This is a genomic window from Bradyrhizobium australiense (genome assembly GCF_013114825.1).
Lineage (GTDB): Bacteria > Pseudomonadota > Alphaproteobacteria > Rhizobiales > Xanthobacteraceae > Bradyrhizobium > Bradyrhizobium australiense.
Map to the genome: position 1 here is coordinate 530,329 of NZ_JAAVLX010000002.1, position 17,245 is coordinate 547,573.

At 59.8% G+C, this 17,245-nt stretch carries 14 protein-coding genes; 3 read left to right on the plus strand and 11 right to left on the minus strand.

Annotated elements, in window-relative coordinates; genetic code table 11:
- Positions 1-15: 15 nt before the first annotated feature.
- Both HCN58_RS06085 and HCN58_RS06090 read right to left on the minus strand, forming a co-directional pair.
- The gene (locus HCN58_RS06085; protein WP_171578430.1) at positions 16-753 is read right to left on the minus strand and encodes an SDR family oxidoreductase; all 738 of its coding nucleotides are present in this window, start codon (positions 751-753) and stop codon (positions 16-18) included.
- Between the two features lie 18 nt (positions 754-771).
- Positions 772-2,370 carry a class I adenylate-forming enzyme family protein gene (locus HCN58_RS06090; RefSeq protein WP_311966778.1) on the minus strand — a complete coding sequence of 533 codons (1,599 nt, stop codon included), beginning with the start codon at positions 2,368-2,370 and terminating at the stop codon, positions 772-774.
- 227 nt (positions 2,371-2,597) lie between these two features.
- Between HCN58_RS06090 and HCN58_RS06095 the strand changes: the two genes are divergently transcribed.
- Both HCN58_RS06095 and HCN58_RS06100 read left to right on the plus strand, forming a co-directional pair.
- The gene (locus tag HCN58_RS06095; protein ID WP_171578432.1) at positions 2,598-3,341 is read left to right on the plus strand and encodes an SDR family NAD(P)-dependent oxidoreductase; all 744 of its coding nucleotides are present in this window, start codon (positions 2,598-2,600) and stop codon (positions 3,339-3,341) included.
- The gene (locus HCN58_RS06100; protein ID WP_171578433.1) at positions 3,341-4,018 is read left to right on the plus strand and encodes a glutathione S-transferase family protein; all 678 of its coding nucleotides are present in this window, start codon (positions 3,341-3,343) and stop codon (positions 4,016-4,018) included. The genes HCN58_RS06095 and HCN58_RS06100 overlap by 1 nt, the downstream gene beginning before the upstream one ends.
- 32 nt (positions 4,019-4,050) lie before the next feature.
- On the opposite strand, the gene HCN58_RS06105 is transcribed toward HCN58_RS06100, so the two are convergent.
- Together HCN58_RS06105 and HCN58_RS06110 are read right to left on the minus strand one after the other, a co-directional pair.
- Positions 4,051-5,250: a CaiB/BaiF CoA transferase family protein gene (locus tag HCN58_RS06105; RefSeq protein ID WP_171578434.1), complete on the minus strand. Its 1,200-nt coding sequence runs from the start codon at positions 5,248-5,250 to the stop codon at positions 4,051-4,053.
- Between the two features lie 92 nt (positions 5,251-5,342).
- Positions 5,343-5,978: a 2-hydroxychromene-2-carboxylate isomerase gene (locus tag HCN58_RS06110; RefSeq protein WP_171578435.1), complete on the minus strand. Its 636-nt coding sequence runs from the start codon at positions 5,976-5,978 to the stop codon at positions 5,343-5,345.
- Between the two features lie 238 nt (positions 5,979-6,216).
- On the opposite strand from HCN58_RS06110, the gene HCN58_RS06115 reads away from it, so the two are divergent.
- Positions 6,217-6,723, plus strand: a complete 507-nt coding sequence (locus HCN58_RS06115) for a winged helix-turn-helix transcriptional regulator (RefSeq protein ID WP_171578436.1) — start codon at positions 6,217-6,219, stop codon at positions 6,721-6,723.
- Positions 6,724-6,845: 122 nt separating this feature from the next.
- Here HCN58_RS06115 and HCN58_RS06120 read toward each other — a convergent pair whose 3' ends face one another.
- The 7 genes from HCN58_RS06120 to HCN58_RS06150 all read right to left on the minus strand — a co-directional run bounded on the left by HCN58_RS06120 (position 6,846) and on the right by HCN58_RS06150 (position 17,218).
- Positions 6,846-8,654: an AMP-binding protein gene (locus HCN58_RS06120; protein WP_171578437.1), complete on the minus strand. Its 1,809-nt coding sequence runs from the start codon at positions 8,652-8,654 to the stop codon at positions 6,846-6,848.
- A 190-nt stretch (positions 8,655-8,844) separates the two neighbouring features.
- Positions 8,845-10,044, minus strand: a complete 1,200-nt coding sequence (locus HCN58_RS06125) for an ABC transporter substrate-binding protein (protein ID WP_171578438.1) — start codon at positions 10,042-10,044, stop codon at positions 8,845-8,847.
- Between the two features lie 78 nt (positions 10,045-10,122).
- Entirely contained in the window at positions 10,123-11,325 is a 1,203-nt protein-coding gene (locus HCN58_RS06130; RefSeq protein ID WP_171578439.1) for an ABC transporter substrate-binding protein, read from the minus strand.
- A gap of 420 nt (positions 11,326-11,745) precedes the next feature.
- Entirely contained in the window at positions 11,746-12,360 is a 615-nt protein-coding gene (locus tag HCN58_RS06135; RefSeq protein ID WP_171578440.1) for a TetR/AcrR family transcriptional regulator, read from the minus strand.
- Positions 12,361-12,375: 15 nt separating this feature from the next.
- Complete coding sequence (locus tag HCN58_RS06140; RefSeq protein ID WP_171578441.1) at positions 12,376-15,489, minus strand: efflux RND transporter permease subunit; 3,114 nt, start codon at positions 15,487-15,489, stop codon at positions 12,376-12,378.
- A gap of 83 nt (positions 15,490-15,572) precedes the next feature.
- Complete coding sequence (locus HCN58_RS06145) at positions 15,573-16,064, minus strand: nuclear transport factor 2 family protein (RefSeq protein ID WP_171578442.1); 492 nt, start codon at positions 16,062-16,064, stop codon at positions 15,573-15,575.
- Between the two features lie 41 nt (positions 16,065-16,105).
- Positions 16,106-17,218 (minus strand): efflux RND transporter periplasmic adaptor subunit, encoded by a 1,113-nt coding sequence (locus tag HCN58_RS06150; RefSeq protein ID WP_171578654.1) that lies wholly within the window; start codon positions 17,216-17,218, stop codon positions 16,106-16,108.
- Between the last annotated feature and the right edge of the window lie 27 nt (positions 17,219-17,245).

The window sequence follows — 17,245 nt, forward strand, 5'->3', positions numbered from 1 at the left end:
CGTGCGAGGCTCCCGTTACCACTTCTCGCCGAACGGACGGATCTCCAGCTCAAAAGTCCAGGCGCTGCGCGGCTGCTGATAGAGCAGCCAATAGCTTTCCGCGACCGACGACGGCGGCATCAATGCATCGGGGTTGTCCAGCGCGGTCGGACCAAGCGCCTCGATCCGCCGCTGGCGCACCCATTCGGTGTCGACGCCGGAATCGATGATGAGATGCGCCACGTGGATATTCTTGGGACCCAACTCGCGTGCGGCCGCCTGTGCAACGGCCCGTAAGCCGAACTTGGCGCTGGCGAAGGCGGCATAACCCGTTCCACCGCGGAGACTCGCCGTCGCCCCGGTGAAGAAGATATTGCCTTTGCCGCGGGGCAGCATCAGCCGCGCCGCTTCGCGCCCGGCGAGGAAGCCGGAATAGCAGGCCATTTCCCATACCTTGCGGAACACGCGCTCGGTGGTTTCCAGGATCGGAAAGTTGACGTTGGCGCCGATGTTGAAGATGCAGACCTCGAGCGGCGCGTGCTTGTCGGCGTCTCCGAGGAAGGAGATGATCTCCTCCTCCTTGCGCGCATCGAGCGAGCGTGCGTGAATTTCGCCGCCAGCTTTCTCGATCTCCTTGACGAGCGGTTCGAGCTTGGCGCCGTTGCGGCGCCCGGCAAACACCGTGAAGCCCTCTGAGGCGAATTTCTTCGCGATCTCGCCGCCGATATAGTCGCCGGCGCCGATCACGGCCACGGTTGCGTTTCTCTTTTGCAAGGGTGTTCTCCCGTCAGGTTAAATTTGTTGTCTGCGAAGCGGCGCGATCTGCGCCAGGGGCGCTTCGCCGCGCAAGGACCCCGCCAGTTTGTGCTTGAGTATCTTGCCGGTGGAAGTAGCCGGCAAGGCATCGAGGACGATGATTTCGGACGGCCGCTTGTAGGAGGTTAGCTGAAATCTGATGAAACCCATCAGATCGGCCGATGTCACGCGCGAGCCCTGCAGCAGCTGCACGAAGGCGACAATCTCCTCATTACCATCGGCCGGACGGCCAACCACCGCGCATTGCACCACGTCCTTGTGCGAGCTGAGGACCGCTTCGACCTCGGCGGGATAGACGTTGAAGCCGGAGCGAATGATCATTTCCTTGGTGCGGCCGACAATGTACAGGCAATCACCGTCGAAGCGGGCAAGATCGCCGGTGTTGAACCAGCCTTCGCTATCGATCACTTTGGCTGTCAGTTCGGGCGCGCGGTGATAGCCGCACATCACGTTGCGCCCGCGGACGTGGAGTTCTCCGATTTCGCCCTGCGATATTGGGATGCCGTCGATGGTCCGGATCCGTCCTTCGACGCCCGGCAGCAGCGTGCCGACCGCCTGATCGGCACAGGGTGCATCGAAGCGTACGCCCGATATCCCCGGCGAACATTCGGTGATCCCGTAGCCGTTGAGAAGCGGCAAACCGAACTCCTTCTCAACGCGCGATTTCAGATCGAGATCGAGCGGGGCGCCGGCCACCGCGATCAGACGCAACGAGCCCGGGGAGAGCTGCCGCAAACCCGATACGCTCTTGTATTCCAGCAGGCGCTGGTAGGTCGCGGGCACGCCGTTGAGGATGGTAACGCCTTCCTCGGCAATCGCCTTGGCCGTCTCGGCGGGATCGTACTTGCTGACCATCCGCACCGTACCGCCAACCATCAACGTCATTATCAGGAGCGAGATGCCGACGATATGCGAGATCGGCAACACCAGATAGATCTTGTCGCTTCGGTCCATCTTGCGGAAGTACGCAGTGGTCTTTGCGCTGATCAGCAGGTTGTCGTGGGAGAGCATCACTCCCTTCGGCGTGCCGGTCGTTCCCGAGGTGTAGATCAGCACCGCGACTTGCCTAGCGGGGTCGGCCTCTACCGGTTCGGCGGTTGCGCTTTCGTTGAGTGGCCCGACACCGATGTCCTGCAGCGCGCCTAAGTGTCGGTTCTCAGCCCCAAGACGCGCGGCGTGGGCCGCTGCTTCTTTCGAGACTTTTGAAGCGAAGAACATCCGGCGGGCTCCGCTGTGATCGCGAATCTGATCCAGCTCGCGCGCCGACAATCGCGGGTTGGCGACGATCGCCCAGGCGTCGAGCCGGCTCGCCGCCAGCAGCAATGCCGCCAGCGAAATGCAGTTTTCGCTGACAATGATCATACGATCGCCCGCTCGCACCCCGAGCGAGGAGAGAACGGCGGCAATCTCGGTGACTCGCCTATCAAGGTCACGATAGCTCCAGGCGGCACCGTCCTCGACCAAAGCGATCTGACCTGGAGCACCGGCGACATGGTCAGCCGTTACTTCATGGATGCGGCGAGGCAGCCCTGCAGCAATCTCATCGAAGTCGATCGCCCCTGAAGGACCCGCCACCATCAACCTCCCGAATAGCGAACGCCGCCTTTTTGCCGCGTAAATTCGATCTGGAGTTAACGTTCTTTTTTAGAACTCGTCAATTGCTAATTCACCGAACCGCGTGAATTGCTCGGAAGAGGCAGTAAGGCTGCCATTTTCTGGATGATCCTGCAAAAGTTCGTTTACAATGCCGTCGATTGGCATTACCGATAAGTGCCAAATAAGAACTCAATGGGGAAGCGACAATGGCGGAAATTCGCGGCGTAGCAATACTGGTGGGCGCGGGCGACGCGATCGGTGCGGCCGTCGCGCGGCGTTTTGCCAAAGGCGGCTATACGGTTTGTATCTGCCGGCGTGACGCGGCCAAATCCCAGGGACTGGTGGATGAACTCACTGCTGCGGGTCATCCTATCCACGCTTTCAGCGTCGACGCGCGTCAAGTAGCCGAAGTTCAAAAACTTTTCTCCGACGTCGAAAGCAATATCGGGCCGATCGAGGTCTGCCTTTTCAATGCCGGATCGAATGTCAACAAGCCTTTAGTGGACACCACGGAGAAGCTATTCTTCAAGGCCTGGGAACTGGCCTGCTACGCCGGATTCCTGGTCGGACGCGAGGCTGCGCGCGTCATGCTTCCGCGCGGAGGCGGTAGTATCTTCTTTACCGGTGCGACCGCCAGCGTGCGTGGCGGCCAGGGGTTTGCGGCGTTCTCATCGGCGAAGTTCGGCCTTCGCGCGGTAGCCCAGGCTATGGCGCGCGAGCTGGGGCCGAAGAATATCCACGTCCTCCATCTCATCATCGACGCCGGCGTAGACAGCGAAGCTATTCACCAGCGCATGAAAGCGGCAAAGGGAATCGAGGCAACCGAGATTCCTCCGGACAGCCTGACGAAGACCTCTTCCATCGCCGAGGCGTATTGGTTCGCGCATCAGCAGAGCCGAGACGGCTGGACCCATGAACTCGATCTTCGTCCGTCTGTGGAGAAATGGTGATGAGCGTAACACCCGATCTCACCCTATGGGGTGTTGGGACAAGCCGCACCATTCGTCCGCACTGGGCGATGCACGAGCTTGGCTTGTCCTACAAGATCAAGCCGATCGGGCCGAGAACAGGTGAGACCAAGACCGCTGAATATACCAGGCTGAATCCCCGCCAGAAGATCCCTCTTTTGCAGGACCGCGATTTCTGCATCGGCGAAAGCGCCGCGATCGTTGCGTATTTGTCGCGCATGTATTCCACGCCGGAACGCTCATTAATTCCGGAAACCACCCGCGACTACGCTGCATGGCTCGAATGGTGCTTCTTTATCGTGGCCGAACTCGATTCAACGAGCCTTTACGTCATGCGCCGACATCGCGCGGATGCACTGGGACATATCTATGGAGTTGCGCCCGAAGTCGTCGCACAAGCCGGCGAATATTTTCGGCAACAGTTGCGTCATGTGGAGGTCGCGCTGACAGACGGCCGGACGTTCTTGATGGGTGACCAATTTACCAGCGCTGACATCCTGCTTACGACGTGCCTGGATTGGGCCATCGCTTACGGCGTCGGTATTTGCGACAACGCACAACCCTATCTTGAACGCATCCAAAGCCGAGAGGCCTATCAGCGAGCCGTCGCGGCGAATGTTCCGGCGGCACCGATCACGCCGGCGGCGGCGAAGGTCTGAGAACCGTTCGCCGATCGCGATAGGGCCTCGGCTCACACGGCCACGCGCACGCTACGCTCGGCAACCATCCTGTCGATGGCGCTGTCGTCGTACCCAAGTTCGCGTAATACGTCACGCGAGTGCTCACCGACCCGGGGAGCCGGTCCACCGATTGCAGCCTCATTGGTTTCGAAACGAGCCGCCGGTTTTGGCTGCCGCACCCGCCCGACCATCGGCTGATCGAATTCCGCGATGATGTCGCGCGCGACCACCTGTTCGTTGTGAATGATTTCGCCCCGTCGCAGAATCGGCGCGCACGGCACGTCGGCGGCGTCGAGGCGCTCCAGCCATTCGGCTGTCGTGTGCAGGCCGATGTATTCAGCCATCTTGTTGATGCGGGCCGTGGCGTTGACCGAGCGCGCTGCCGGCGTTGCAAAGCGCGCATCCTTGGCAAGCTCGGGATCGCCAGTGGCTCGGCAAAACCCCTGCCATTCGGAATCCGAGATGGTACCGGCCGTGAGGTAGCCGTCGCTGGTCTTGAACACGAGATCCGGCCGATCGTTGGGATCTGCGGCGGTGGCCTCGGCTCCTACCACCGTGTACTGCATCATGCCTTCCGGCCACAGGTAGGATATCATCGCATCCAGCATCGCGACCTGGATATGATCGCCCTGCCCGGTTTTCTCGCGGGCATAGAGTGCCGCCGCCACCGCCTGTGCGGTGAACACTGCGGTGGTCTTGTCGCATACTATGGTGCGGATCATTTGCGGACGGTTGGTGACCGGCTGCGACTGGATATCGGCAAAACCCGACAGGCCCTGAATGATCGGATCATAGACGCGCTTTTTTACATACGGGCCGGTATCGCCGACGCCGCTGATCGAGACATAGATCAGGCGCGGATGGCGCTGACGCAATTCTTCCACGCCGAGTCCGAGGCGCTCCATGGTGCCGGGCCGGAAGTTCTGCACCAGCACATCAGCCTGCGCGACCAGCTTCGCGAGCACCTCACGGCCGGCCGTGCTCTTGACGTCGATCGACAGCGAACGCTTGCCGCGATTGGAGGAGATGAACAGTGCCGAGAATTCGCCGTCCTTGTCGATGGTGGCGCGGCTGCGGCGGGTAATATCACCGCCGATCGGCTCGATTTTCAGGACGTCGGCGCCCTGGTCCGCCAGAAACATGGTCGCGAACGGGCCCGACACAACGCCGGTCAGATCGAGGACACGAACACCGCTAAGCGGGCCAGGCATGGAGTTCTCCCTGAATTTTCTTCCGTTGAAAACCGACGCTGTCGTCGTGCAGCGCTGGATCGGCCTGTCTTGCCAGGCCTCAATTCTCAATCTTACGCCATTTTCGGAACGGATCGGCTGGTTTGTTCGACGATCGACTCCTCGACGTCACGTAGCTGGTCCTTGCCGAAAAACATCTCCTTGCCAACGAAGAACGTCGGTGAACCGAATGCGCCGCGGCTGACCGCGTCGTTGGTCAGATCGATCAGCTTCTTCTTGACGTCATCCTGCTGCGCGCGCGCAATCAGCCTGTCGATATCGATCCCCGACGAGACAAATGCGCTCCGGAAGATTTCAGGATCGTCCATTTTCTTCGGCTCTTCCCACATGTGATGATAGGCGGCGCGAAAGTAGGGTTCGAACACGCCCTCGAATTGGGCCGCGACGGCGCCGCGCATCAGCATCAGCGTGTTGACCGGAAAGAAGGGATTCTGGCGAAATTTCGTGATGTTGTGGCGCCGGATAAACCGCTGGGTCTCGAGCGCCTGGTATTCCGGTTTGTTCTTGATTCCACGAAGCGAGTCGAACGGCGACATGTTGCCGGTCGCCTTGTAGATGCCGCCGAGCAAAACCGGAACATACTCGAATTTCACGCCGGTACGCCGCTCGATCCCCGGAATGGCAACTTCCGCCAGATAAGCGTTCGGGCTCCCGAAATCGAACAGAAATTCACACTTCAGAGGGGTCATGTCGGCTTCTCCCGAGTACGCAATCAAAAGGCAGAATTGGGGGGTCATCTCGCCGAACATCGGCTACCATTCCTATACAGTTCTAAAATCGAACTGTCAAAATATATCGAACTTTCCTCTGGTTTGGCTGGTCGGCGGGGTATTGTTTGAAATTCAGTACCTATCTAGAATGCTAACCTACTGAGTTCCCTGAAGAGATTCGAGCAGGGTGCGGCATGAGGATGACTGGAGACCTGGAATGAGATGGGATGAGCTCGAGGAAGAGCCATGCTCGATGGCCCGAACCATCGGTGTGATCGGCGACCGTTGGACCCTTCTGATCTTGCGCGAATGCTTCCTGCGCACGCGCCGTTTCGAGGGATTTCAGTCCGCGCTCGGGATCACGCGCCATTTGCTCGCCGAGCGGCTGAAGAAACTGGTCCGCCAAGGCGTGCTGCGCCGCGTCCCCTATCAGGAGGCCCCCAAACGGCATGAATATATCCTCACCCAGAAGGGACTTGATCTCTATCCGATCATGATGGCGATTGTGCATTGGGGCGACACGCATATGGTCGACGAACGCGGGCGGCCGCTGCTGCATCAGCACCGCAAATGCGGCAAGAACTTCGATCCGGTCATGGTGTGCTCCGAATGCGGCGAGCCGCTTTCAGCCAAGGAGGTTCATACCCACCCCGGCCCCGGTGCCCGAAGCACCCCGGCAGCAAAGGCGCCAGAAAAGGCAAAGCCGCGCCGCAAAGCCGCTTGAGATAGCGCTCACCTGGGATACGGCATCACAGGCCTCGCTCCAGCAAATCGCAGCTGAAGGCAATATTCGCAGGCGCCATCTGGTGGACACGAGATGTCAGGCAACGGTCGCGAACGGCTGAACTAGCTTTGGACCCGGACCACATCTCGACTTGCTTCGTTGCAGTAGAGGCGTTCGACCTGTTCAGAGCGATGTTTCAGCACAGCTCGTTGATTAACGTATGCCTTATCGGTGATTTCCCCTGCCGCCATTGACGGCGGATCCCTCAGCAGGGAGAACGAACAGATTCGTTCGCTGCTTCCAACGGTTTCGTTGTATTCCTGAAAACGATCTTTCAGGAATTGAACCACGAGAGGGTCGCAGGTTAGATCCGCGGCTGGGGTCTTGGAAATCCGCTCTGCCTCGGTCGGATTCAACCAGCAGAGCAGCGCGCACGATTCACGATTTTCTCCCGCAACGACAATGTCCAGCAATACGCCCCGCGTTGCAGCCAGGATTGCCGCGCGCATATTCCCGATCGAGACCCACGTGCCGTTCGCGAGTTTGAAGTTCTCGGAAATTCTGCCTGTAAAACGCAGCCCAAGCTCCGGCTTCTGAGGATCCAGAAACGAGACGGTATCGCCGATGCGATAGAACCCTTCTTCATCGAAGGCCTTTTCCGTCAAATCCGGCCTTCCGAGATAACCTGGCGTGACGTTGGGTCCCTTGACCCTTGCCTCGTAAGTATCGGAAACAGGGATGAGTTTCAGTTGAAGACCCGGCGCGGGAAGACCGATCTCTCCCGGCTGGTCCGTTGCCCAATGGGTCGTACTGATTGTCGGGGCCGTTTCGGTGGTGCCATAGCCCGACATGACCGGGATTCGCCGGCCGCTGATCGACCTTGTCAACCGATAGAGTTTTTCAAGCGTGGCTTGCGAAATTGCAGCCCCGGCATAGCTCAATCTATCTATCCGCTTGAACACGCTGGCGCCAAGATCAAGGTCTTTCTCGATGGCGTCACATAAGAGATTGTAGCCGGCAGGCACGTTGAACATGGCGGTCGGCGAAATCTCCTTGAGATTCGCGATCGTCTTGTGGAAGAGCTGAGGCAGCGGTCGGCCATCGTCGATGTAGAGCGTCCCCCCATTCCTGAGAATGCCGTGAAGAATGACGTTGCTGCCCATCGTATGGTGCCAGGGCAGCCACTCAACCTGCACCGGCGCGTCCGGAGACGACACAAGCAGACTCCCCATTTGCAGGGAGCTCGCCATCATGCGGTGGGTGTTGAGCACGCCTTTGGGGAAACCGGTCGAGCCGGACGTAAAGAGTATCTTTGCGACAGCATCGCAAGACACCGCACGTGACGCACGCTCGAATCCTTCGGTCCCGCTTCGGGCGGTCAGAGCGCGGAAAGGCACCGTGTCCGGCGCGCCATCGACGCTGATCCAAGTCGCTGCTGTCAGTTCGGGAATGGAGCGGCCCGCGGAAAATTCGCGTCCGCTCTGAACGAAAACGAAATTCGGGCGCAACGTTTCCGCGATATCCTTCAGGCGAGCCAGGCCGCCGGGCATCAGCGTGTAGTTTGGCGATATTGGCGCCAGGATTACTCCTATTGACATCGCGGCAAACGAGATCACCGCGTTCTCGATGGAGTTTCCTGACAGTACCGCCAGCTTGTCAGCCGGTTTTGCGCCCATATCGATCAGGCTTTGGCCGACCGCCTGAACCTGCAACCATGCTTCGCCATAGGTGATCTCGTCCCACCCTCCTTTCGCATTTCGTTGTGCAAGAAAAATTCTGTCCGAAGCGGAATTTGCCCAGCTCGGAAGGAAATCCGTGATGCGCCAGTCACATTTCCCCAACTCAAGGGGCGAGCTCAATATGAGCGTGCCGTCGGTTCGACGCTTTATGGAAAGCTCCCTTGGCGCAAAGGTCAGTGCCTTCGTCGACATCGAAAATGATCTCCTGAATTAGCGGGTCGGCCGATCGAGCGCGCTACACGCGCTTCGCCACTCCTGATGCCATTGCTGCCGGGCCCGCCCCTCTGGATAGCGCGAGCTGTCAATTGGTCTTCGGGCCGATCGGTCGGCAGTTCGCACCTGATCTGTCAATTGCCGCGCCCGTCGCTTCGCCGATGCGAGGTCACTCGGACCTGGCGTCCAGCACTTCCCCGAAGGCCTGCCAGCCCGTGCCGGTCCATCGCTGCAACCGCATCTGCGTCCAGATCATGTTCTCGGTGTCGCTGGTGTTGACCTTGATGCCAAGTAGCGCAGTTGGGACGACGAAGTCCTTCAGGTTCTTGGCCTGCGCAAGAATATTCTTGCGGGAAAGATCACTGCCGCATTGCTTTAGAATCTGCTCGAGCAGGATGCCTTGCTGATAGCCGGTGAGATAGCTGCCGTTGGTGATATCGGCGCCCGGCAAATACTTGTCAAAAAAGACCCTGAAGGCCTGCATGCCCGGGTCGTTTTTCCATGCCGAATCCAGAACATCCTTGTTGGTCGTGCCGACGATCACGCCGACTGATTTGTCGAGACCGGCGGGCGCGAGCGTGCCTCCGACCGAGCCGGAAGGAAAATTAATGATCACGGTCGCCTTCCAGCCGATCACGGAGGCTTGCCGGATGGCCTGCGCCGCGAACTTAGGTGTGCCAGCGATCACAAGAGCGTCCGCACCGGAGCTCTTCAGGTTGACGACCTGCGAATCAACCGTCGGTTCGGTGACCTCATAGGAAGCGCTTACGACCTTTCGGTCGAAATCCTTGCCGAGAAACGCCTTGAAGGCGTTGACATAGTCTTTGCCGAGGTCGTCGTTCTGATAGAGGATGGCATACTTGGCGTTTGGCAGTGCCCTCGTCAGATATTTGGCGTAAATTTTTCCTTCGGTGTCGTAGCTGACAAGACCTGTCGTGGTCAGCGGGTAATTGGCGACGTCCGTGAACTTGGATGACCCGCTGATAATAGCGATGCTGGGCACCCCTTTCGACCGCAGGTATTTTGCCGTAGCCGAGATGCCGGGAGTGCCAAGCTGGCCGAACATGAACGACACTTCGTCGCTCTCAACGAGTTTGCGGACGTGCTCCACCGCCTTCGGAGGGCTGTATGCGTCGTCATATGCGATGTAGTTGATCTTACGACCGTTGATGCCGCCGCGATCGTTGATCGACTGAATATAGGCCATAACTCCCTTGCCCACGAGACCGATCGATGAGGCCGGTCCGCTGAAAGGAAAAACGCCGCCGATCTTGATTTCGGTCGCTGAAATCCCCGGCTCTTCAGCCGCGAATGCCGGGCCGCTCAAAAGCAAAGCCAGAGCCGCCACGGTCTTCCATTTCATCGACATTGCTCGTCCTCCCAAACGCGATACCCCTTGCGGGCACGTGATTCTGTTATTGTTACGCCGCTGGCTGCTCGTCCCTTGTCACTCCGAAGAGGCATCGAGAACTTCGCTGAACTGGTCCCAGCGCGTGCCGGTCCAGCGCTGCAGCCTCATCTGCGTATAGTTCATGTTGATCTTGTCGCTCGTGTTGATCGCGATTCCGGGCAGTACCGTCGGCAGCACCACATCCTTCAGGCTCTTTGCCTGCTTGATGATGTTTTCGCGCGATAGATCGTTGCCGCATTGCTTGATCAGGTGTTCAAGCAGCATGCCCTGCGTGTAACCGAACAGGTAATTCGTATCAGCGACGTCAGCGCCGGGCATGTACTTGTCGATGAAGGCCCGGAAGCTCTTCATCCCCTCGTTATTGTCCCACTGTGAGTCGGTCGGATCCATCGTAATGGTGCCGACAATAACCCCCGTCGACCTATCAAGGCCGGCCGGCTTCAGCGTCGCGCCAACCGAGCTTGACGGATAATTCAAGAGGATGGTTGGCGTCCAGCCGCTCTCAGAAGCTTTGCGGATAGCTTGCGCAGCGAATTTGGGCGTCCCGGCCACTAATAACGCCTCGGCGCCGGAGCTCTTCAGATTTACGACCTGCGAGTCGACGGTCGGATCGTTGATTTCATAGGCCATGGCAATGACCTTCTTGTCGAAATCACCTTTAAGGACCGCCTTGAACGCGTTGACGTAATCTTTGCCGAGGTCATCGTTCTGATAGAGGATGGCATATTTCGCATTCGGCAGCGTCTTGGTCAGGAATTTGGCGTAGATCTTTCCCTCAGTGTCGAAACTGACCAGGCTGGTCGTCGTCAGTGGAAAATCCGTTACGTTCGTGAACTTGTTCGACCCCGAGACGATGCCGATCGCCGGCACGCGTTTCGATAACAGATACTTTGCCACGGCCGTATTACCGGGCGTGCCAAGCTGGCTGAACATGAAGGCAACCTCGTCGCTTTCGACGAGTTTGCGGGCATGCTCTACCGCCTTTGGAGGGCTGTAGGCATCATCGTAAGCGATATAGTTTATCTTGCGGCCGTTGATGCCGCCACGATCGTTGATCGACTGGACGTAAGCGAGAATCCCTCGGCCGACGAGCCCGATCGACGAAGCAGGTCCGCTGAAGGGAAAAACTCCCCCGATCTTGATCTCAGATTGCGTTACCCCCGGCGCATCAGCGGCAAATGCGGATGATGGCAGTGCCAACAGCATCAGCGCGAAAGCAGGTTGGAGACATTTGAGCATAGCGTCCTCCCCTTCTGAACAGCGGAGTGCGCGTCCCAAGCGGGACCGCGATCCTGCAAGTCGCAGCCGTTGTCCGACTGTCTTGTCCTGCAACTTACAGTTCTTTTTTAGAACTAGTCAAGTCCCTCGAACCCAGGTTCTCCGCTTGCCGGAATGAGACTTCAATCCACTTTGGACGTGGCGTCTCCGTTGGAGCTAATAGGATCCCGTCGGCAATTGGAGCGATTTCTGCGCAAGTAGAGCGTGCGCAACTGCCGGCTTAGGTGAAGCAATCGCGGCTTGAATGGCTCGCCAAAATGGGTTGGGAATATTTTTGGAGCGAGTATGTTACAAATTCTATTATAGAACTACTCCGCTGGTATCGGGGACAAATTGCCGCCAAGGGGGGCCCGGAACCACAGACCTAATGCGGCAGACTGTTTAGCCAGACTTGCCGAGAGCTTTCAGGATAAAGCGAATCTGGTCGCGCAGGCCTGCTTCGGTATCTTCGCCGTATTGAACGCAATGCTCGATCAGAATCGGATGGAAGAACGGCATGAACGCGGACTTGACCGCCCGCGCGGCTTCCGCGGCATCTTCGACCTCGAACTCTCCGGCTTCGACGCCCTCGCGTATGATCGCCTCGAAGATCGTCACCATCCGCTCGATGTGCGCCTTGATGATCGCCCAGTTCTCCTGCATGGCGGCGACAATCAGGTCGTGCATGTGCTTTTCCTTGACCAGCGTCATCTTGTTGTGACGGTGAACGGCGGTCAGGAGCTGGTCGAGTTTCTCTCTGGCCGGCGCGTTCGTGCGTGCGATCGCAAAGGCGATGTCAGCAACCTCGTTCACAACCCGACCGCAGATGGACTCGTCGATCGCATCCCTGGAGGGAAAGAATCGGTAGACATTCGCCGGGCTCATGCCGAGTTCGGAGGCGATGTCGGCCACCGACGTCTTGTGGTAACCGATGCGGCGAAAGTGCTCCTCCGCCACCTCGAGGATGCGCGCGCGCGCCTCGTCGGGATCAGCTCCCGTTCGGACCGAACGATTCATGGATACAACAGAGCCCTACTCGGCAGCCATTGCTGTTGGCAATTCCGCTTCCTCCGTGGAATCCTCATGAATCTCATCTGCAGTCGGCTTGATCCGAAACCACGCGGCATAAAGCGCAGGGAGGAACAGCAGGATCAGCACCGTGCCGACCGCCGTGCCGCCGATCAGCGTATAGGCCATCGATCCCCAGAAGACGGAGTGTGTGAGAGGGATGAAGGCCAGCACGGCGGCAAGTGCAGTCAGGATCACTGGCCTCGTGCGTTGCACCGTGGCCTCGATGACGGCGTGATAGTCGTCAAGGCCGGCAGCACGGTTCTCCTTGATTTGTTCGGTCAGGATCAGAGTGTTGCGCATCAGGATGCCGGCCAGCCCTATCAGGCCCAGAATGGCGTTGAATCCGAAGGGCTGGTTAAAGGCGAGCAACATCGGCACGACACCGACGAGGCCAAGGGGTGCCGTCAGCATGACCATGGCCATCGTCGAGAAGGATCGCACCTGCAGCATGATGACAATCAGCATGGCGGCGATCATGGCGGGAAAGACCGTCGCCAATGCGTCGTTGGCCTTGGTTGCCTCCTCGATCGATCCGCCCAACTCGATGCGATAGCCGGCCGGAAGGGATGCGATCAGCGGCTGAAGGGCCGTCATCACCTCCTTGGAAACCTCTGGAGGCTGGGTGGCCTCATTGATATCCGAGCGAATGGTGACGACAGGCGTGCGATCGCGGCGCTTCAGGATCGGCTCTTCCAGACGGATTTCCGAATGGCCGATCTGGTCGAGCGGAATCGGGCGGCCGTCCCGGCTCATCAGCGAGAAATCCGCCAGACGCGTCGGATCCAGCCGCTCGCCGCCTGCGCTGCGTGCCACGATGGGGACATTGCGGATGTCCTCGCGGACCTGCGTAACGGCGATGCCGGTGAGGAGGAACTGGAGCTGCCGGCCCACCTCCGCTGGCGAAAGGCCGATGAGGTTCAGTCGATCCTGATCCGGGATGAAGCGGAGTACGGGTGTGCGATTGCCCCAATCGCGGTTCGCTTGCCGCACGTCGGGAACGCCACGCATGATGCCGAGGGCTTTTTCGGAGAGAGCGTATAATTGCGCGGGATCAGGCCCCATGACCCGAAACTCGACCGGGAACGGCGTGTAGGGTCCGAACACAAGCTGAGTGGCGCGCACATTGGCTTCAGGTGCAAGCCCCTGTGACACCGCCTCTCGGAGCCGATGCTTCAAAGCCTCGCGCGCCTCCGCATCCGGCGTAAGCACGACGATTTTGGCGAAGGCAGGATCAGGCAGCTCCGGCGCCATCGCGAAAAAGAAGCGGGGAGCGCCCTGACCGACATAGCTCGTGACGATCTTGGCCTCCGACTGCTGGTCCAGCCAGTGTTCGAGCTTCTCGACGGTGGCGGTCGTCGTCTCAATGCTGGTGCCTTCCGGCAGGCGAACCTCCACCAGCACCTCGGGGCGGTCGGATGTCGGGAAGAACTGCTGCTTGACGGCGCCCATCCCCACGACGGAAAGCGCGAAAGCGATGGCGACGATGCCGCTGGTTACGAACTTGTGGCGCACCGCGAAGGTGATGAGCGCTCGCAGGCGCCGATAGTTCGGTGTGCCGTAGATCGCGTGGTGACCGCCTTCGATCGGCTTGATCGCAGGCAGCATCTTGACGCCAAGATAGGGCGTGAAGATCACCGCGACGATCCAGGAGACGATGAGGGCGAACCCTACGACCCAGAAGATGTTGCCGGCGTATTCGCCGGCGGTCGAGCGCGCGAAGCCCACCGGCAGGAAGCCGGCAACCGTCACGAGCGTCCCGGACAGCATCGGCGCCGCCGTGTGGCTCCATGCATAGGCCGCCGCCTTGATGCGGTCCATGCCCTCTTCCATTTTCACCACCATCACCTCGATGGCGATGATGGCGTCGTCGACGAGAAGGCCAAGCGCCAGGATGAGGGCGCCGAGCGTGATGCGGTCGAAGAACCGGCCGGTCTCCAGCATGATGAGGAACACTACGGCGAGCGTCAAAGGGACGGCAGCTGCGACGACGATGCCGACGCGCCAGCCGAGGCTGAGCAGGCTCACCAGCAGCACCACGCCGAGCGCCATCGCGAACTTCATCATGAATTCGTCAACCGCCGAGGTGATGTTGACGGCCTGGTCGCTGACCTTGGCCAGAGTCATCCCGAGTGGCAGCGTCCGAGCGATGGCTGCGGACCTCTCCTCCAAGGCCTTGCCGAGCGCGAGGCCATCCCAGCCCTCCTGCATAACCGCCGCGAGCATGACGGAGGGCTCACCCTGGTGTCGGATAAGATAGGTGGGGGGATCCTCGTAGCCGCGGCGGACATTGGCGATGTCGGCAAGCTTCAGCGTCCGCCCCGCAGCGACGATCGGCGTGTCGGCAATCGCCTGAACGCTGTCATAGGCGCCGTCGACCCGGATGAAGACCTGCGGCCCCTTGGTGTCGATCGAGCCTGCCGGTGTGACGGTGTTCTGCCGCTGCAAGGCGGCAACAATATCCTGGGCCGACACGCCGAGGGTTGCCAGCTTGGCATAGGAAAACTCGACGAATATCTGTTCGGGACGTTCGCCGAGGATGTTGATCTTCTTGACGCCGGGCACGTGCAGCAGGTCCTGGCGAATGGTCTCGGCTTGCCTGGCGAGTTCCCGCATTGGCATGCCCTTCGCCTTGAGGGCATAAAGGGCGAAGCTCACGTCCGAATATTCGTCGTTGACGAAGGGGCCGAGCACGCCGGACGGCAGCTTGCGCGCTTCGTCCCCAAGCTTCTTGCGGGCCTGATAGAACTCCTCCTGTACGCTGGATGGTGGTGTGCTGTCCTTCAGCGTAACCATCATATACGCATAACCTGGCCGTGTGGTCGTCTCCACCCGGTCGTACCAGGTCAGTTCCTGAAGCCGCTTCTCCAGCGGTTCGGCGACCTGGTCCTGCATCTCGCGCGCCGTCGCGCCAGGCCATACCGTCGTGACCGTCAGGGTCTTGATCGTGAAGGATGGATCCTCGGCCCGCCCGAGCATGATGAACGCGTAGGCGCCTGCGGCGGCCATCAAGAGGATGAAGAATAGCGTGACGGCCCGTTCGCGAACGGCGATCGCAGAAAGATTGAAATTCGACATTTGGCCACTCCTAATTTCTACGACGTTCGGACTGACGCTCGCGCCGTCCTGCGGCAGGTGGGCGCCGAGTGAACCGCGCTTACCTAAAAAGCGCGGGCCCTCTGACTGGGCTTCTGCGAGCTTACAATTGGTTCGGCGACGGCTTCTTTGAGGCCAGCCGCCGATTGGACGGCAAGCCCACGGGCCGCTTCCTGCGAGTCTTGAAATTCCTCGAGTGCATAGACTCTACCCCACCGCAGGGTGAACACGTGGAGACCACGGTTGACGTACGACGCGTCGCCGTTGAGCAGCGTTGCGGTGGCCTCCCACTGGGCAAACACAGTGGTGTGCCACGGCCAGCCTTTCACCCAGATGTTGTTGATAGTGATATGGAGAGTGGGCTGGACGCGGCCGAGGCGCTCAAACCAGCGGCGCAGGGCTTCTTTGTCATGACGCTCACCAGCAAGCGCGTGGGCGCCGGAAACGCGGTGATGGACGTCCGGCGCGACCGCTTTCACCGCGTCATCCCAGCGATGATTGTTGACGTGGTCGAAGGTCTTTCGGATTTCTTTCTTGACAATGTAGCTATATAGCATTTGCCGTCCTCCGACGGTGATCGCGGAAAGATTGAAGCTCGTTAGTTTCCTTTGTTTTCAGACGCAGTCCTGACGCGAGCGCCCTCCTGGAGGAGGTGAGCGCCGAGGGAAACAACCCGATCATCAGAGCTCAGTCCGGAGAGCACGGCGGTTTCGCTGGTCAGACGTGCAAGCTTGACGGGCCGAAAGTGTACGGTCGAGGTACTGCTGTCGAAGACCCAAACGCCGGTTTTTCTGCCGTCATCGAGCACGGCTCCCAGTGGCACCTGGATTTCCGGCTGACTCGCCTGGCTTGCCAGCCGAATGGTCACCGTCGCGCCAAGCGGTGCTGCCGCGGCCTCACCGTCTAGCACATAACGGGCCTCATACGTACGAGTCTGAGCATCGGCGGAATCCGACAACTGCCGCAGATGCGCCGTATAGCGCCGCCCATCGGCAGCCCCATACACGCTGGCCTCGGCCACGGAGCCGATCGCTGGCCGGATCGTTTCGGGAAGCGCGACTACAGCTTCGCGGGGGCCAGCCTTTGCGATCCGAACGACTGTCTGGCCGGCAGAGACGACCTGCCCGGGCTCGCCAAGCGTTTCGACCACCGTGCCATCTGCATCCGCTACCAGGACCGAGTAGGTTGCCTCATTCTCGGCAACCCCCGCATCAGCTTCTGCGGTGGCAAGTTGCGCCTTGGCGGTATCCGACGCAGCCTTTGCTTGCTCGTAGCGCTGTTGCGAAGCCCATCCGTTGCTCACCAACTTGGCGTATCGCTGTTCATCCGCGTCGGTCTGAACGACCGATGCACGCGCTGCGGCTACGGCGTTACGCTTTGCCGTGACCGCAAGGCGAAGGTCGGTTTCGTCGATCCGCATCAGCGGCTCGCCTGCCTTGACTTGCTGACCCGTATTCACAAGCCGTTCCACGATCTTGCCCGCGACGCGAAAGCCGAGGTTGCTCTGCACCCTCGCCCCGATGATGCCTGTGAAGCCGCGTTCGGATCCGGTCACCCGCGCGGCCGTCACCAGGCTGACGATGGGCGGTTCCTGCCTCGGGTCACGCGCCGCGGAGGCTTCATGGGCGGAGATGGCGAAAGTAGCGAATACGGCCGCTCCCGACGCCGCGACCAGGACACCCGCCAAGACCAAAAGTCTGCTCTTTCTCATCGCCATCTCCATGCCAATTTAGATTTC

What these genes read in the sequence shown, in the direction of transcription:
- HCN58_RS06135 (WP_171578440.1), bottom strand. Translation starts at nt 12,360, where the DNA reads ATGAATCGTTCGGTCCGAACGGGAGCTGATCCCGACGAGGCGCGCGCG.
- HCN58_RS06125 (WP_171578438.1), bottom strand. Translation starts at nt 10,044, where the DNA reads ATGTCGATGAAATGGAAGACCGTGGCGGCTCTGGCTTTGCTTTTGAGC.
- HCN58_RS06120 (WP_171578437.1), bottom strand. Translation starts at nt 8,654, where the DNA reads ATGTCGACGAAGGCACTGACCTTTGCGCCAAGGGAGCTTTCCATAAAG.
- HCN58_RS06100 (WP_171578433.1), top strand. Translation starts at nt 3,341, where the DNA reads ATGAGCGTAACACCCGATCTCACCCTATGGGGTGTTGGGACAAGCCGC.
- HCN58_RS06150 (WP_171578654.1), bottom strand. Translation starts at nt 17,218, where the DNA reads ATGAGAAAGAGCAGACTTTTGGTCTTGGCGGGTGTCCTGGTCGCGGCG.
- HCN58_RS06130 (WP_171578439.1), bottom strand. Translation starts at nt 11,325, where the DNA reads ATGCTCAAATGTCTCCAACCTGCTTTCGCGCTGATGCTGTTGGCACTG.
- HCN58_RS06145 (WP_171578442.1), bottom strand. Translation starts at nt 16,064, where the DNA reads ATGCTATATAGCTACATTGTCAAGAAAGAAATCCGAAAGACCTTCGAC.
- HCN58_RS06115 (WP_171578436.1), top strand. Translation starts at nt 6,217, where the DNA reads ATGAGATGGGATGAGCTCGAGGAAGAGCCATGCTCGATGGCCCGAACC.
- HCN58_RS06095 (WP_171578432.1), top strand. Translation starts at nt 2,598, where the DNA reads ATGGCGGAAATTCGCGGCGTAGCAATACTGGTGGGCGCGGGCGACGCG.
- HCN58_RS06110 (WP_171578435.1), bottom strand. Translation starts at nt 5,978, where the DNA reads ATGACCCCTCTGAAGTGTGAATTTCTGTTCGATTTCGGGAGCCCGAAC.
- HCN58_RS06140 (WP_171578441.1), bottom strand. Translation starts at nt 15,489, where the DNA reads ATGTCGAATTTCAATCTTTCTGCGATCGCCGTTCGCGAACGGGCCGTC.
- HCN58_RS06105 (WP_171578434.1), bottom strand. Translation starts at nt 5,250, where the DNA reads ATGCCTGGCCCGCTTAGCGGTGTTCGTGTCCTCGATCTGACCGGCGTT.